Origin of the sequence: Achromobacter sp. (assembly GCF_032102605.1) — a bacterium.
Lineage (GTDB): Bacteria > Pseudomonadota > Gammaproteobacteria > Burkholderiales > Burkholderiaceae_B > Achromobacter.
In genome coordinates this window covers 76,961-92,088 of record NZ_DAMDGT010000014.1, presented here as the reverse complement: position 1 = coordinate 92,088, position 15,128 = coordinate 76,961, and the positions used below count along the sequence as shown (strand labels likewise).

The following is a 15,128-nucleotide window of genomic DNA, read 5'->3' as shown; positions in this document are numbered from 1 at the left end:
ATCCCTCGCATGAAACTGATCCTGGAACGCCGCCCCGAGCCCAGCCGCCTGGCGCTGGCTTTGGCCCCGATCGCGGCCATCCTCTTCACCCTGGCGGTCTGCACCTTGCTGGTGGCCTGGGCCGGCGCCCCCGTGGGCCGCACCTACGCATTGCTGTTCGAAGGCGCGTTCGGCACACGATTCGCACTGTCCGAAACGCTGACCCGCGCCACGCCGCTGATGCTGACCGGCCTGGCCTGCGCGGTGGCGTTCCGCGCCCGCTTCTACAACATCGGCGCCGAAGGCCAGCTGTATTTGGGTGCGTTGGCGGCCGTTGCGGTGGGCGGCATGCACGACGGCACCGGCTTCGACCTGCCGGTGCCCATGCTGTTCGCCGGCATGATGCTGGCCGCTGCGTTGGCCGGCGCCTTGCTGCTGCTGATTCCGGCCATCCTGAAGACCCGCCTTGGCGTTGACGAGGTGGTGACTACGCTGCTGGGCAATTTCATCGTGCTGCTGTTCGTGTCCATGATGCTGGACGGTCCAATGAAAGACCCCATGGCGATGGGCTGGCCGCAGTCCGTGGCGCTGAACGGCGACCTGGAGCTGGGCAAGCTGATCGAACGCACCCGCGCGCACACGGGCCTGCTCTGGGCCGCGGGCCTGGCCGTGGGGCTGTGGCTGCTGAACCGCTACACGGTATTCGGCTTCCAGATGCGCGCGGTGGGCGCCAATGCCCACGCCTCGCGCTTCCTGGGCCTGCCGGTGAACCGCGTGATGCTGGGCACCGCCATGCTGTCGGGCGCGCTGGCCGGGCTTGCCGGCGCCATTGAGGTGGCGGGCCGCAGCAGCTACGTCACGCTCGACATGTCGCCAGGCTACGGCTACACCGGCGTGGTGGTCGCCATGCTGGCGGGCCTGCATCCGCTGGGCGTGATCCTGGCCAGCATCTTCGTGGCCGGCATGCTCGTCGGCGCCGACAGCATGAGCCGCGCCATCGCCGTGCCGAACTACATCGCCGACGTCATCGTCGCCACGTCGTTGCTCGCCATGCTGGTCGCGACGCTGTTTGCGCAGTACCGCCTGCGTCGCAACCGGGCTTGAGGAGCACCCCATGGAATGGATGGATCTGATGAGTTCCTCGGCCTTCTGGGTGGCCGTGCTGCGCCTGGCCACGCCGCTGATACTGGGCACGCTGGGCGTGCTGCTGTGTGAACGCGCCGGCGTGCTGAACCTGGGCATCGAGGGCATCATGGTGGCCGGCGCCTTCACCGGCTGGCTGGTCGTCTACCTGGGCGCGCCGCTGTACGTGGGCGTGCTGGCGGCGGCGCTGGCCGGCGCCGTGTTTGGCCTGTTGCACGCGGTGCTGACTGTGCCGCTTGGACTGTCGCAGCACGTGTCGGGCCTGGGCGTGACCTTGCTGGCCACCAGCGTGAGCTACTTTGCGTACCGCGTGACGTTCCCCAGCGTCACCACGCCGCCCACCATCACGCCCTTTGCCGAAATGAAATTCCTGGACGGCATTCCCGTCATCGGGCCGGTGCTGGCCGGGCAGACGCCCATGACCCTGATCGCGCTGGCCGCGGTGCCTATCCTGGCCTGGGTGCTGAACCGCACGCCGGTCGGCCTGGCGATTCGCATGGTGGGCGAAAACCCCGCCGCCGCCGAAGGCCAGGGCCTGTCGGTCACGCGCCTGCGCATCGGCGCCATCGTGGCCGGATCGGCGCTGATGGGCGTCGCCGGCAGCTTCCTCACCTTGGCGGCCTTCAACGCGTTCTTCTTCAACATGGTCAATGGGCGCGGCTGGGTCTGCGTGGCGCTGGTGGTGTTCGCGTCGTGGCGGCCCGGCAAGGCGCTGCTGGGCGCACTGATCTTCGCTTTCTTCGACGCGCTTCAACTGCGCCTGCAGCAGGGCGGGGCGTCGCTGCCCGGCCTGCCTGAACTGCCGTATCAGGTATACCTGATGCTGCCCTATATCCTGTCCATACTGGCGCTGGTGTTCATGGCGCGTCGCGCCGCCTATCCGCAGGCCTTGATGAAGCCGTATCGCAAAGGCGAACGCTAAAGGTCGTGGACCACCCCCGAAGCGCTTCGCGCTTCCCCCTCAAGGGGGCGTCGCTACGGACCGGCGGAGCCGGATCCGTGCGACCCCGATGGAGCGGCAACGCCCTTATGCGGCCGGGTTGCGTTGGCAATCGTATTTTTTGCAAGGAATTCGCATGCTCGATCTGATTTTCAAGAACTGCACGCTGCCCGACGGCCGCAAGAACATCGACATCGGCGTGGCGCAGGGCCGCATCGTCGCGATGGAACCCGCGTTGAAGGCCGAGGCCGCGCAAACGGTGGATGCCGGCGGTCAGCTGGTGACCTCGCCCTTCGTCGACGCACACTTCCATATGGATTCCACGCTGTCCTTCGGGCTGCCGCGCGTGAACCAGTCGGGCACGCTGCTCGAGGGCATCGCGCTGTGGGGCGAGCTCAAGCCCCTGCTGACGCAGGAAGCGCTGGTCGAACGGGCGCTGGCCTATTGCGACTGGGCCGTGGCCCGCGGGCTGTTGGCCATCCGCTCGCACGTGGACGTGTGCGATCCGCGCCTGCTCGCCACCGAGGCGCTGCTGCACGTGCGTGAAAAGGTGAAGCCTTACCTCGACCTGCAGCTGGTCGCCTTCCCGCAAGACGGCGTGCTGCGCGCGCCGGGCGCCCTGGACAACCTGAAGCGCGCGCTCGACATGGGCGTGGACGTGGTGGGCGGCATTCCGCACTTCGAACGCACCATGCAGGACGGCTCGGAATCCGTGCGGATCCTGTGCGAGCTGGCCGCCGAACGCGGCCTGCGCGTGGACATGCACTGCGATGAAAGCGACGACCCGCTGTCGCGCCACATCGAGACGCTGGCCTATCACACGCAGCGCCTGGGCCTGCAGGGCCGCGTGACGGGTTCGCACCTGACGTCCATGCACTCCATGGACAACTACTACGTGTCCAAGCTGATCCCCCTGATCCGCGAAGCCGGCGTGTCCGCGATCGCGAACCCGCTGATCAACATCACGCTGCAAGGCCGCCACGACACCTATCCGAAGCGCCGCGGCATGACGCGCGTGCCGGAACTGATGGCGGCGGGCGTGCCGGTCGCCTTCGGCCATGACTGCGTGATGGACCCCTGGTACAGCCTGGGTTCTGGCGACATGCTGGAAGTGGCGCACATGGGCCTGCACGTGGGCCAGATGACGGGCCAGGACGCCATGCGCGCCTGTTTCGAGGCCGTGACCACCACGCCCGCCAAGATACTGGGCCTGGACGACACCGGGCTTGCCGTCGGCAAGCGCGCCGACCTGGTGCTGCTGCAGGCGCGCGACGCCGTCGAGGCGCTGCGCCTGCGCGCCACCCGCCTGATGGTGCTGCGCGCCGGCCAGGTAGTGGCGACCACGCCGCCCGCCACCGCCACGCTGAACCTGCCCGGTCGCCCCGGCGAAGTCAGCTTTCAGACACCGGCCCGCTGACGAATCCGGGCCGCTTGGCGGCCGTGACGATGATCTCTACCAGGAGCTCCGGCGCGGCCAGCTTGGCCTCGCACGTTGCGCGCGTAGGCATCGCGCGCGGCAGCGCCCATTCCGCCCACACCTCGTTCATGCCGGCGAAGTCGCGCTCAATGTCCTTCAGCCAGATCTGCACCGACAAGAGCCGCGTCTTGTCCGTGTCGGCCCGGGCCAGATAGCCGTCTATCTTGTTCAGCACGTCGCGCGTCTGCGCGGCAATGCCGCCCTCTGCCGTCGACGTCACCCCGGCCACATACACGGTATCCCCATGGATCACGATGCGGGACAGACGCTCGTTGGAATCCTTGCGCACGATTTCGGTCATTTGTCTTGCTCCTTTGCGGATGGTCCGGAGGCCTGCGCGGCATCCGAAAATCGGTCGATCCTGAATGGCGCAATCGGCATGTCCGTCGCGCCGGTCGTGATCAGGTCGGCCATGATGCGGCCGACGATGGGTCCCAGTTCGAAGCCGTGGGCCGAAAACCCGAAAGCGTGGAAGGCGGTTTCGTGCCGGCTGCTGCGTCCGATGACGGGAATCTCGTCGGGCATGGCGGCTTCAATGCCCGCCCAGCCACGGTTCACGATCGCATCCCGCATGTGCGGAAACAGGTCGACGACCGTCCGCGCGCCTTCCGCCAGTGAACGGAAATCCAGCTCGGTCCATTCGGCGTCGCGGTCTACCCAGGCGCGCCGGCCGCCCCCGATCAGCACGGTGCCGTTGGTGCGCTGCTTGAACGACAGGGCGCGGCCCGTTCCCAGCACCACCGGGTCCAGGAAGTGGTCCATCCGCAGCGTCACCAACATCATGGGGCTGATGGGGATCAACGGCACCGGCTCGCCCCATTGCGCCGCGATGCGGTCGGCCCAGGCGCCCGCGCAGTTCAGCACCTGCGGCGCGGTGTACACGCCCGCGTCGGTATCCACGCGCCACTGTCCATCGCGCCACTCCACGCCTTGCACCCGCACGCCCTCCAGGAACTGCGCGCCCAGGCTGGCGGCTTTGGTGCGGAAGGCGAGGGTGGTGCGATAAGGATCCGCGGCCGCGTCCTCGCGCGCGATCAGTCCGCCATGCACCGTCGGCGCAAGCGCCGGAATCAGGTCCAGCAGGTCTTCGCGGGTTATCCACTGCTCGTGCGTGTAGCCATGATCGGTCATGGTTTGCAGGCGGGTTCGCAGCGTGTCGGCGTCGGCGGCGGTTTCAGCCACGCGCACCTGTCCGTGCTGTTCAAAGCCGCAGTCGTCGTCCACCAGTTCACCGATGCGGTACCAGAGCTCGCGCGAGGCCAGCGCCAGCGGCACCTCGGCCAGGTGGCGGGACAGCGTGCGCACGCCGCCCGCGTTGACGCCGGACGCGTGGCGCCCCACGTAGTTCTTTTCGATGACCAGGGCGCGCACGCCCACGCGCGCCAGGTGCAGCGCGGCGGAACTGCCATGCAGCCCGCCGCCGATGATGATGACTTCAGCCGCCCGCGATTGAACGGTCATGGTGGCCACCCATCACTTCTTCAGGCGCACGACGGCCTGGCGCGACTCGTCGGTCTGGGGCAGGGATGCCAGTTCGCCCAGCGTCAGCGGCTTGGTGGGGAAGCGCAGCCGGTAATAGCCGACCTCCTGCGTCGGCACGCCGCGCTCTTCGGCGATGATCTCCGACACCGTCAAACCGCAGAACCGGCCCTGGCACGGCCCCATCCCGCAGCGCAGGAAGGCTTTCATCTGATTGGGCCCGCTGCATCCCAGCTTGACGGTCTCGCGCACCTGCGCGGCGGTCACTTCCTCGCAGCGGCACACGATGGTGTCGCCGGTGGGGCGACGGAACGCCTCTGGCGCCTTGTAGAGCGTGTCGAAGAATTCACGGCCTTGCACGGCCCTGGCCAATGCGTCGCGCGGCGCCGCGGCCTCGCTGTCGCGTTTGCGGGCGTCGATGCGGCCCAGCAGGTGCGCCGCCTGCAACGCCGCCAGCCGGCCGCGGTGCTCGGCCGCCAGCGCGCCGGCGATACCGGCCCCATCCCCCGCCATGCCGATGCCGTCCACCGACGTGGCGCCCCATTCATCGACCTGAGGCTCCCAGCAATCCAGCGCGTCGTTCCAGCGATGCGCAACGCCCACGGCGCGCGACAGGTTCACGTTCGGCACCACGCCCTGGTGCAGCATGAGCTGGTCGGCGGGCAGGGTCTTGGTGACGCCGCCGGCGGTGTAGCGCACGCTTTGCAGTCTGTCGTCGCCAAGCGCTTCAAGCGCCGTGACGCCCTTCACGATGGGCACGGCGGCCTTGACCGCGCGCAGCAGCTTCAACCCCTTGCCCAGGTACGGCGAGCGCACGAAGCCCCAGATCTTGGGCAGCGCCTGGCCCATGCGTCCGGGCGGGGTGGTTTCCAGCAACGCATCGACCTTCACACCGGCGTTCAGGTACTGCCAGGCCACCAGGTACAGCAGCGGGCCGCACCCGGCCAGGATCGTGCGGTCGGACGGCACCACGCCGGACGACTTCAGCAGGATCTGCGCCGCGCCCGCGGTGATGACGCCCGGAAGCGTCCAACCCGGAATCGGAAAGGGTCGTTCCTGCGCGCCGGTGGCCAGCAGCAGGCGGCGGGCATGCACGATGCGGGCTTCGCCCGCCACCGAATACGCCACCTCGAATCCCTCGGCGGGATCGGGCGCGGTGTGCTGCGCCACGGCCCAGACGGTCGCCCCCGGCACGTAGCGGGCGCCGGACTGCTGGAATGGCGGCACGAGCGTGGCGCCGTGCCAGTAGTCTTCGCCCAGGATGCCGCGGTCGGTGACCGGGGTGGTGGTGATGGCGCGGTAGATCTGGCCGCCAGGCGCGGGCTGCTCGTCCAGCAGAATGGTGTCCACGCCCAGGTTCGCGGCCAGCGTCGCCGCCGCCAGGCCGGCTGGTCCGGCGCCCACCACCAGCAAATCGCATTGCATCGTGTCGATCATGCCTGCACCTTGCGTGCGCCCAACTGGCGCTCGATCTTCATTCCATCACGCACCGCGGTCATGCAACCCTGCTGGTTCGCCTGTCCGTCGATGGTGACCAGGCAGTCGTAGCAGACGCCCATCATGCAATAGGGGCCTCGCGGGACTTCGTTGACCGCGGTGTCGCGACAGGCCTGCACGCCGCCTGCAAAGAGCGCCGCCGCCACGGAGTCGCCCTGCCGGCATTGCAGCTCGACGCCATTCACCGTCACCCGCACCGGCGCGCCTTGCGCCTGCCGCTGCGCCTCGTCAAGCCGCTTGAACATGGAACCTCCGGGTCGAGAAGGGCGCCATGTCGTCGGCCAGCCTGCCGGCGGCGATCATGGGCGCAAGATTGAGTGCATGCGCGGCGGCTAGCGTCACGCCGCTGTGACAGGTGGCGACGAACGCCCCCGGGCAAGTCTCGGATTGCTGGTAGATGGGAAAGCCATCCTTGGACATGACGCGCAGCGCAGCCCAGCTGCGCACCACGCGAACCTCGCGCAGGGCAGGCAGCGTGCGCACGGCGCGGTCGGCCAACGTGCCCAGGATGGGCAGGCCCACCAGGTTGTCCACATACCCGGCCTCTTCCTGCGAATCGCCAATCAGCCACGTGCCTTCGTCGGTCTGGCGCAACGTAGACAACGGGGTCTCCAGCATGCGGCGCGTGCGTTCCAGCACCACGATCTGGCCGCGTTGAGGCCGCACCGGCACATCCAGGCCAACCTGCTCGCCCAGTTGCTTGTTCGACAGCCCCGATGCCAGCACGACCTTGTGCGCGCGCACCGTGCCCTCGGGCGTGGCGATCTCGAACACGCCGTCGCGCTGGCGGATATTCTGCGCGGGACGACCCGGCAGGTAATCCACAACCCGCTGTGCAAAACTCATGTGCAGCGCGCGCAGCAGTTTCAGCGGATTGGCGATGCCGTCCACCGGCGTCCACGTGGCGCCGCGCACGTCGGGGCCAATACCCGGAACCAGGTCCGCGACCTCCGCGCGGTCCAGCATCTTCCATTCGTACTGCGCCATACCGGGCTGCGCCAGCAGTGTGTTCATGAACTGCTTGCGGGCCTCGACTTCCTCGTCGCTCAACAACGCGTGCAGACCGCCGCGCTGTTCAAGGTGGACATCCACCCCGGTCTCTTCCTGCAGCAGGGCGGCAAGCCGCGGCCAGCCCGTGGCCGACGTCATGGTCCACACGCCATAGCGCGGCAGTCCCATGCCCTTGCTTTGCACCCACACCAGCCCGAAGTTGCCGCGCGAGGCCCGGTAAGCCACGTCGCCTTCGTCCAGCACGGCCACGTGGTCGAGTTCGCGCCGCAGCCCGTAGGCCACGGCCGACCCAACCAACCCGCCCCCGATCACCGCCGCATCGTAGATGCCCCGGTGCGCGGGCGCGCGCGGCGCCACTTCTTTTTCGTCCATCATTGGCGTCCTTTTCCTACAAACAGCTTCTCCAGGCCGACGACGCGGTCCAGGATGAATATCGCGATGATCGTCACGTAGATCAGCACCGCCGATACGGCCGTCACCAGCGGATCGATGGTGTCTTCGATGTGCAGGAAGATCCGCACCGGCAGCGTCGTGGTGGACGGCGATGCGATGAAGATCGACATGGTCAGTTCGTCGAAACTGGTGATGAACGCGATGACCCAGCCGCTGACCACGCCGGGCAACAGCAGCGGCAGCACCACGCGGCGGAACGCCGTCCAGTTGGAGGCGCCCAGCGACAGCGCGGCGCGCTCCAGCGCAGGGTCGATGCCCGTGGCCGACGCCAGCACCAGCCGCAGGGCGTACGGCATGATCAGGATCACGTGCGCCACCACCAGGCCGAAATACGTGCCGGCCAGGTCCACCGTCGTGAAGAACTTCAGGAACGCCAGGCCCAGCACCACATGCGGAATCATCAGCGGCGACAGGAAGAACGCCACCAGCGCCTCGCGTCCGACAAAGCGGTTGCGTGCGATCGCCAGTGCGCTGGGCACCGCCAGCCCGATCGCAAGCGTCGCAGACAGCGTGCCCAACCCCAGGCTGAACCAGAAGGCGTCGACAAACCGCGGGTTGTCCAGGATGGCGCGGAACCAGCGCAGCGACAATCCGCCGGATGGCAGCGAGATGAAGCCTTCGGACGTGAACGCCACCGCGCACACCATGACGATGGGCGCCAGGATGAAAAGGATGAACAGGGTATGGAACAGCAGGCCGATGGGGCCGTTGCGAAATTGCATGTCAGCCTCCGGCCTGGTTGAACACGGCGCCGTAGCGGCGTTCGATGTAGCGGTTGGCGGACAGCAGCACCACGACAGTCGCCACCAGCAGCACCACCGCCAGCGCGGCGCCCAGGGGCCAGTTCAAGGTGTTCAGGAATTCGTCGTATGCGGCCGTGGCGACGTTCTTCAGGCGGCGCCCGCCGATGATGGCCGGCGTCGCGAACGAGCTGGCCGCCATCGCGAAGACCATGATCGCGCCGGACAGGATGCCCGGCATCACCTGCGGCACGATGACGCGCCGGATCACCGTGAACTGGCTGGCGCCCAGCGACAGCGCCGCGGCCTCGGTGGCCGGGTTGATTCTTTGCAGCGACGCCCACACGGAAATCACCATGAACGGCACCAGCACGTGCGTCAGCGCGATGGCGACGCCCAGGTTGCTGTACATCAGGTCGATGGGCGTGGAGATCAGTCCGATCCCCATCAGCGCCTTGTTGATGAGGCCGGTCGAACCGAACAGCAGCGCCCACCCCAGCGTGCGGACCACCACCGAGATCAGCAGCGGGCCCAGCACCACCATCAGGAACAGCCCCTTCCAGGGATTGGCCATGCGCGACAGCACGTAGGCTTCGGCCGTGCCCAGCACCAGGCAGGCCAGCGTCACGGCAGCGGCCACGCCGAAGGTGCGCGCGTAGATTTCGTAGTAGTAGCCGTCCGTGAAGATTTCGACGTAGTTCTTCCACGTAAAGGTGGCCTGCATGCCGCCGTAGAACTGGAAATCGAAGAAGCTGATCAGGACAACCAGCGCCATCGGCACCACCAGGAACGTGGCGTATACCGTCAGCGCGGGCGCGCTCAACACCCACGGATTGGTGCGCGTGCTCATGACGGAAGGCCTTCGCGCCCGCCTGCCGGGTTGACGTCGCACATGTCCTGCGCGCGCCAGCGCAGGTGCACAGGTTCACCTTCCGCGGGAACGGGAACGCCGTCGTTCTGGCGTATCACCATGACTTCGCCGACCGATGTTTCCACCTGGCAGAGCCAGTGGTTGCCCTGGAACACGCGCGTCTTCATGCGGCCGGGCAGCGCACAGGCGGCCGGCTCGGAAAACAGGATTTTTTCGGGGCGCACAATCACGGCGCCTTGCGGCACGGGCGCGCCGTCCATGGCCACGTGGGCCTCGCCGATGCGCGCGCGCGTTTCGCCTTCGTATTGTTCGGCCTGGGGCGTGAAGACGTTGGCCTTGCCCAGGAAGCCGCCGACGAAGTGGCTGGCCGGTCCTTCGTAGGCTTCGAACGGTTCGGCCACCTGTTCAACGCGGCCCTGGTTCATCACGACGATGCGGTCCGATAGCGCCAGGGCCTCGGACTGATCGTGCGTGACGAGAATGGTGGTGGTGCCCACCGTGCGCTGGATGCTGCGCAGTTCCAGCTGCATTTCCTCGCGCAGCTTGGCGTCCAGGTTGGAGAGCGGTTCGTCCAGCAGCAGCACGCTGGGCCGAATGACCAGCGCGCGCGCCAAAGCCACGCGCTGCTGCTGTCCGCCGGACATGCGCGCGGGGTGGCGGTCGGCCAGGTGCGACAGGCCGACGAGCTTGAGCGCGTCGGCCACGCGCGCCTCGCGCTCGTCTTTTTTCACACGCTGCATTTCCAGGCCGAAGGACACGTTCTCGGCGGCGGTCATGTGCGGGAACAGGGCATAGTTCTGGAACACCATGCCCAGGCCGCGCTTGTTGGCGGGCACCTTGCTGACGTCCTTGCCGTTCAGCACGATGCGGCCGCCGGAGGGTTCGACGAACCCCGCGATCATCTGCAGGGTGGTCGTCTTGCCGCAGCCGGACGGGCCCAGCAACGAGATGAACTCGCCCTGGCTGACGGACAGGCTCAGGTTCTCGACGGCGGTGGTTTCGCCGTAGCGCTTGCTCAGGCGGTCCAGCACAAGATAGGTCATGAATGCTCCCGGTGGCGGCGCGTGCGCCGCCCGTTGCCGCAGGCGGTCAGCGCTCGATTTCCCGCGTCCAGCGCTTGTTCCAGTCATCCCGGTTCTGGTTGACCGTGTCCCAATCGATCACGATGAGGTCCGCCGCGCGCTTGCCGATGGGCAGCGGCACGCGGGGATCGTCCGTGACCTTGGCTTTCTTGTTGACCGGGCCATAGCCGTAGGCGGACGCCAGCTTTTCCTGGACCTCGGGCGACACCAGGTATTCGACGAAGGCCTGCGCCTTCGGATTTGCGTTGGGCTTGGCGACCGGGCACACGGACGACAGCAGCGCATAGGCGCCTTCCTGCGGGTAGACAAAGCCCACCGGGAAACCGGTGTCGGCAAAGGCTTTCACGCGTCCGCTGCCCCACACCGCGATGGTGGCCTGGCCGCTGGAGAACAGTTCGGTCATCTTGCCGGGCGAGGGCTCGTAGACCAGCACGTTGGGGCCGACCTCGTTCTTGAACGTGGCGAATCCGGGATCGATCTTTTTCTCGCCGCCGCCGCCTTCACGGGCGTATTCCACCAGCGTGTGCAGCCCGTAGGTGTTGTTCAGCGGCGGAATGACGAGCTGCTTCTTGTACTTGGGATCCTTCAGGTCCTTCCACGAGGTGGGCGGCGCCCACTTCTTTTCGTCGAAGACCTTCTTGTTGTACATGATGCCGGTGGCGACGATGCCGATGGCGACGGCCTTGTCGTCCTTGTATCGGGCGGTGCCGTAGATGTCGTCGCCGGGCAGGTTCTTGATGGGTTCGCAGAAGCCCAGCGCGATGGCCTGGTACATGGGGCCGTCGTCGATGATGGCCACGTCGATCTGCTGGTTGCTCTTTTGCGCCTGCAGGCGCGCCACCGTGTTGGTGGAGTTGCCGGCCACATAGTCGAGCTCGACGCCATGCTGTTTGGCGAAGGGCGGGAAGATGTCCTTGCGCATGATGTCTTCGAACGAGCCGCCGTATCCGGCAACCACCAGCTTCTGCTGCGCCTGTGCATTGGCGCCCAGTCCGGCGGCCACCGCCGCCGCCGCGAGCACTGCAAGTACCTTGCCCATGAGAACCCCCGAATATTGGAAGAGAACTGCAAGAACTGCTGATTTGTTGCCCGGCAACTTCATGTCCGCCGTACAATTTGTCCGTACATGAATGTCCGGACAAATAATGAATCCGGCAAGACTGCCTTGTCAATCGGTTATTTTCCGTACAAACCCTATAAAACGATCAAGGAGCCATCCCCATGACCCGATCCTCCGAGCGCGCCGCCAGCCCAGGCGGGGAGCGGGAAGCGCGTGGCCGGCCCGGCGCCGTAGTCCCGGCAGGCGCCGCCGGCGGACCGCGCTACAAGAGCATTTATCAGACGCTCTCCCAGGACATCAGCTCCGGGCGCTATCCCGTCATGACGTTGCTTCCCACGGAGCACGAGCTCTGCGAGCAGTTCGGCGCCAGCCGCCACACGATCCGCGAGGCCATCCGCATGCTGACGGTGGCGGGCGTGGTGTCGCGCCGGCCCGGCGTGGGGACGCGCGTGGAAACGGCGCGCGCGACCACGCGCTTTACGCAGCGGATCTCGCAGTTCCCGGATCTTCTGCAGTACGCGCGCAACGCGGCGCTGCTGGTGCAGGATGTGCGCACGGTGAAGCTGACGCGGCGTCTGGCGGAGACGTTGGGCTGCGAGCCGGGCGAGTCATGGCTGCACATCAACTCCATCAAAACGCTGGACGACCCCGATACCGCGGCAGCGTGCACGCTGATCTATGCGGACCCGGCGCATTCGGAGGTGAGCGTGGATGTGAAGTCGCGGATTTCGCTATTGCGATTGATCGAGGACCATTTCGGCGACCGCATCACCGAGGTCAATCAGGAGTTTTCGGCCACGCCGATCAGCGCGGCGATCGCGCGGCAACTTCAGGTGGAATCGGGCACGCCGGGCTTCGTGATTACGCGCCGCTATTACGGCGATGGTGGCGTGCTGCTGCTGGCCACCATCACGACTTTTCCGCACGACAAGATGAAGTATTCGATGACGCTGAATGTGAGCTGATGGCGGGGCGCGGCGGGCGAGGACATTGTGGTCCTTGCGCCCGGCCGCCGCGCCCGAACCCGTTGCCGCGAGGGATTGCGCGGGGCTCGTGCTTTTACTTGAGCGGCAGGCAGATGCGAGTCTGCAACTGCGCGGGCGGCGTCGTGCGCGGGTCGTTCAGGTATTGCTCGAACATGGGGAAGTCGGCCGGCGCCATGCCGCTGGCGGGCAGCCATTCCGAGAAGAGCCAGTCGTACGGTTTGCGCATTTCGTTGTAGGGGCCGGTGTAGGTGAGGATGGCGCAGCGGCCGGCGGGGATTTCGAAGCGCTCCAGTTCACCGCCGAGGTCGGCGTCGGGCGCCACGGGCATGCCGGCAAGCGAGCGCAACTGGTTTTCGGGCACCTGTTCGGGGTCGTCGAAGTAGATGCCGAAGCCGATGGTGTCGGGCGCGGCAATGCCCCGGCCGATGGCGAGCATGAAGGCGCGCGAGAAGACCGGTCCGATGTCCTGGTAGCTGCCGCGATGTGGCAGGACGGCGAGGGTGGCGCCGGGGAAGTTTTCGATGACGACTGGGTACATGGCGAGCTCCTTTGAGGTGGGGGATTGGGAGCGAGCAGCGCGGTACCGTCCGGGCGAGATGCCGAAGACGGCGCCGAAGGCGCGGTTGAAGGCAGCGTCGGATTCGTAGCCGGCGCGTTGTGCGACGTCTCGCAGCGCGGTCTGCGTGCCGGCCAGGGCGACCGCGGCGCGATGCATGCGGATGCGCTGGACGGTGGCGTTGACCGTTTCTCCCATCATGGCGCGGTAGACGCGATGGAAGTGGTACGGCGACAGGCAGGCCAGGTCGGCGAGCCGGTGCAGGTCGGGATCGGCGTCGGGGTTGGCGGCTAGCCAGCGCAGGACGGGGTCGAGGCGTTGGGTGTAGAGGGATCGCGTTGCGGGCTTCATGCTTGCTCCTTGGAGGGCAATGTAGCTTTTGCTTGTTTGCAGATTTTGCGGTTTTTTTGTTGTGGTGTGCTTGGTGCGTTGGAGATTTGGGTTCTTTAGACGCATGGTGCGGCTGCGGCCCGGGTGCGCGGGGCTACGATTGCGGTCCGGAGCCTTCGCTCCGGACTTCCCCTTCGTCATCCTCGTCACCGCCTGCGGCGGTTCCTTCGGATTCCCTCGGGCGCATCTACACGCCCCGCGCACCCGGGCCGCAGCCGCACCATGCTCGTTTTGTTGAATCTTTACCGGCACCAGGCAGGCCTGTGTGCTTGGCGTTCTCGCAAGCAGCGGGGGGGTTGGAGGATCTTGCATTGCCCGCTCCACGGCGGCCGCGCGGGCGGCCTTGTGGAGCTTACGCGGAGTCTTGCGTCGTGGGTTTGCGCTGCGCGCTTCGCTTGGCGTTTGCGAAGCGCGTATGGGTGCCGATCTGTCTTGGCTCAGTATCCGCGCAGCGGATCGTAGATGTTTGGCAGCGATTCGCCGCGTTCGTTTGCGGCGATCAGTAGTGCGGTGTGGCGGGCGCGTTCCTTGCGGTCGGGGATCGCGGCGCAGTGGGGGGTGATGATGATGCCGGGGTGGGACCAGAGGGGGGATTCCGGCGGCAGGGGTTCGGGGTCGAAGACGTCCAGGATGGCCTGGTCTAGTTGGCCGCTGTCCAGGGCGTCCAGGAGGTCCTGGGCGACCATGTGCGAGCCGCGGCCGGCGTTGATGAGGCTGGCGCCTCGGGGTAGCTGCGACAGCGTGGCGCGGTTGAGGATGCCGCGGGTGGCGTCGGTGGCGGGCAGGAGGCAGACCAGGAGGTCGGTGTTGGCCAGGAATTGGCCGAACTGTTCCTGGCCGGCGTAGGACGGCAGGCCGGGTAGCCTGGTGGCGCCGCGGGACCAGCCGCTGACGGGAAAGCCTACGCGCGATAGCAGTTGGGCGGAGGCGACGCCCAGGTGGCCGAGGCCCATGATGCCCACGCGCACGTCGGCGGCGACGCGCAGGGAGTCGATGACTTCCCAATGGCGGCGCGACTGGTTGTCCACGATTCGCTTTACGCCGCGCGTGATCATGAGGGCGCTGGTGAGCACGAACTCGGCCATTTCGGTCTGGGTGCGGGCGGTGACCATGCGCGCGATCGAGAGGTGTCGTGGCAGCGCTGGGTCGGCCAGGATGTGGTCGACGCCGGCGCCGGCGCTGATGATGAGCTTGAGGTTGCTGAAGGTGGCCAGGCGGCCGGGGTCGGGCGCCCAGACCAGGGCGTAGTCGACGCTGGCGGGGTCGATGTCTTCGTGCCAGCCTGCGACGTCCAGTTCCGGCGCGAAGGTGCGGAATTGAGCGCGCCATTCGTCGATCGCCTGGGGGCCGCCGGAATTGATGATGAGCCGCATGCTGGTGCTTCCTGGTTTACGGGCGCGTGCGCCCGATATGCCGCGCGCGGCGCGCCTGCGGGTTGTCCACAGGTGCGCCTGCGCGCTGTCT

General features: G+C 67.1%; 15 protein-coding genes. 4 read left to right on the top strand and 11 right to left on the bottom strand.

What is annotated here, in order from left to right; all coding sequences use genetic code 11:
- Window positions 1-9 precede the first annotated feature (9 nt).
- The 3 genes from RT614_RS24090 (at window position 10) to RT614_RS24080 (ending at window position 3,479) form a co-directional block, all read left to right on the top strand.
- Entirely contained in the window at window positions 10-1,083 is a 1,074-nt protein-coding gene (locus tag RT614_RS24090) for an ABC transporter permease (protein WP_313624688.1), read from the top strand.
- Window positions 1,084-1,093: 10 nt separating this feature from the next.
- Window positions 1,094-2,044: an ABC transporter permease gene (locus tag RT614_RS24085; RefSeq protein ID WP_313624687.1), complete on the top strand. Its 951-nt coding sequence runs from the start codon at window positions 1,094-1,096 to the stop codon at window positions 2,042-2,044.
- Window positions 2,045-2,198: 154 nt separating this feature from the next.
- A complete protein-coding gene (locus RT614_RS24080) occupies window positions 2,199-3,479 on the top strand; it encodes an amidohydrolase family protein (RefSeq protein WP_313624686.1) in 1,281 nt (426 codons plus the stop codon).
- On the opposite strand, the gene RT614_RS24075 is transcribed toward RT614_RS24080, so the two are convergent.
- From RT614_RS24075 to RT614_RS24035, 9 genes are read right to left on the bottom strand one after another with little or no spacing between them, the layout of a single operon-like run.
- Window positions 3,454-3,840, bottom strand: coding sequence for a RidA family protein (locus RT614_RS24075; protein WP_313624685.1), 387 nt, complete (start codon window positions 3,838-3,840; stop codon window positions 3,454-3,456). The genes RT614_RS24080 and RT614_RS24075 overlap by 26 nt on opposite strands.
- A complete protein-coding gene (locus tag RT614_RS24070) occupies window positions 3,837-5,000 on the bottom strand; it encodes an FAD-dependent oxidoreductase (protein WP_313624684.1) in 1,164 nt (387 codons plus the stop codon). The genes RT614_RS24075 and RT614_RS24070 overlap by 4 nt, the downstream gene beginning before the upstream one ends.
- 12 nt (window positions 5,001-5,012) lie before the next feature.
- Window positions 5,013-6,455, bottom strand: a complete 1,443-nt coding sequence (locus RT614_RS24065) for an NAD(P)/FAD-dependent oxidoreductase (RefSeq protein WP_313624683.1) — start codon at window positions 6,453-6,455, stop codon at window positions 5,013-5,015.
- Window positions 6,452-6,760, bottom strand: coding sequence for a (2Fe-2S)-binding protein (locus RT614_RS24060; RefSeq protein WP_313624682.1), 309 nt, complete (start codon window positions 6,758-6,760; stop codon window positions 6,452-6,454). Before RT614_RS24060 ends, RT614_RS24065 begins: the two co-directional genes overlap by 4 nt.
- Window positions 6,744-7,901 (bottom strand): FAD-dependent oxidoreductase, encoded by a 1,158-nt coding sequence (locus tag RT614_RS24055; RefSeq protein WP_313624681.1) that lies wholly within the window; start codon window positions 7,899-7,901, stop codon window positions 6,744-6,746. The genes RT614_RS24060 and RT614_RS24055 overlap by 17 nt, the downstream gene beginning before the upstream one ends.
- The gene (locus tag RT614_RS24050) at window positions 7,898-8,701 is read right to left on the bottom strand and encodes an ABC transporter permease (protein ID WP_313624680.1); all 804 of its coding nucleotides are present in this window, start codon (window positions 8,699-8,701) and stop codon (window positions 7,898-7,900) included. The genes RT614_RS24055 and RT614_RS24050 overlap by 4 nt, the downstream gene beginning before the upstream one ends.
- Window position 8,702: 1 nt before the next feature.
- Window positions 8,703-9,569, bottom strand: a complete 867-nt coding sequence (locus tag RT614_RS24045) for an ABC transporter permease (RefSeq protein WP_313624679.1) — start codon at window positions 9,567-9,569, stop codon at window positions 8,703-8,705.
- Entirely contained in the window at window positions 9,566-10,633 is a 1,068-nt protein-coding gene (locus RT614_RS24040) for an ABC transporter ATP-binding protein (protein ID WP_313624678.1), read from the bottom strand. Before RT614_RS24040 ends, RT614_RS24045 begins: the two co-directional genes overlap by 4 nt.
- Before the next feature lie 46 nt (window positions 10,634-10,679).
- Complete coding sequence (locus RT614_RS24035; RefSeq protein WP_313624677.1) at window positions 10,680-11,711, bottom strand: ABC transporter substrate-binding protein; 1,032 nt, start codon at window positions 11,709-11,711, stop codon at window positions 10,680-10,682.
- 182 nt (window positions 11,712-11,893) lie between these two features.
- On the opposite strand from RT614_RS24035, the gene RT614_RS24030 reads away from it, so the two are divergent.
- Complete coding sequence (locus RT614_RS24030; RefSeq protein ID WP_313624676.1) at window positions 11,894-12,697, top strand: GntR family transcriptional regulator; 804 nt, start codon at window positions 11,894-11,896, stop codon at window positions 12,695-12,697.
- 94 nt (window positions 12,698-12,791) lie between these two features.
- Here the strand turns inward: RT614_RS24030 and RT614_RS24025 are convergent, their stop codons facing one another.
- Together RT614_RS24025 and RT614_RS24020 are read right to left on the bottom strand one after the other, a co-directional pair.
- Complete coding sequence (locus tag RT614_RS24025) at window positions 12,792-13,625, bottom strand: AraC family transcriptional regulator (RefSeq protein ID WP_313624675.1); 834 nt, start codon at window positions 13,623-13,625, stop codon at window positions 12,792-12,794.
- 476 nt (window positions 13,626-14,101) lie between these two features.
- Complete coding sequence (locus tag RT614_RS24020; RefSeq protein ID WP_313624674.1) at window positions 14,102-15,037, bottom strand: glyoxylate/hydroxypyruvate reductase A; 936 nt, start codon at window positions 15,035-15,037, stop codon at window positions 14,102-14,104.
- Window positions 15,038-15,128 lie beyond the last annotated feature (91 nt).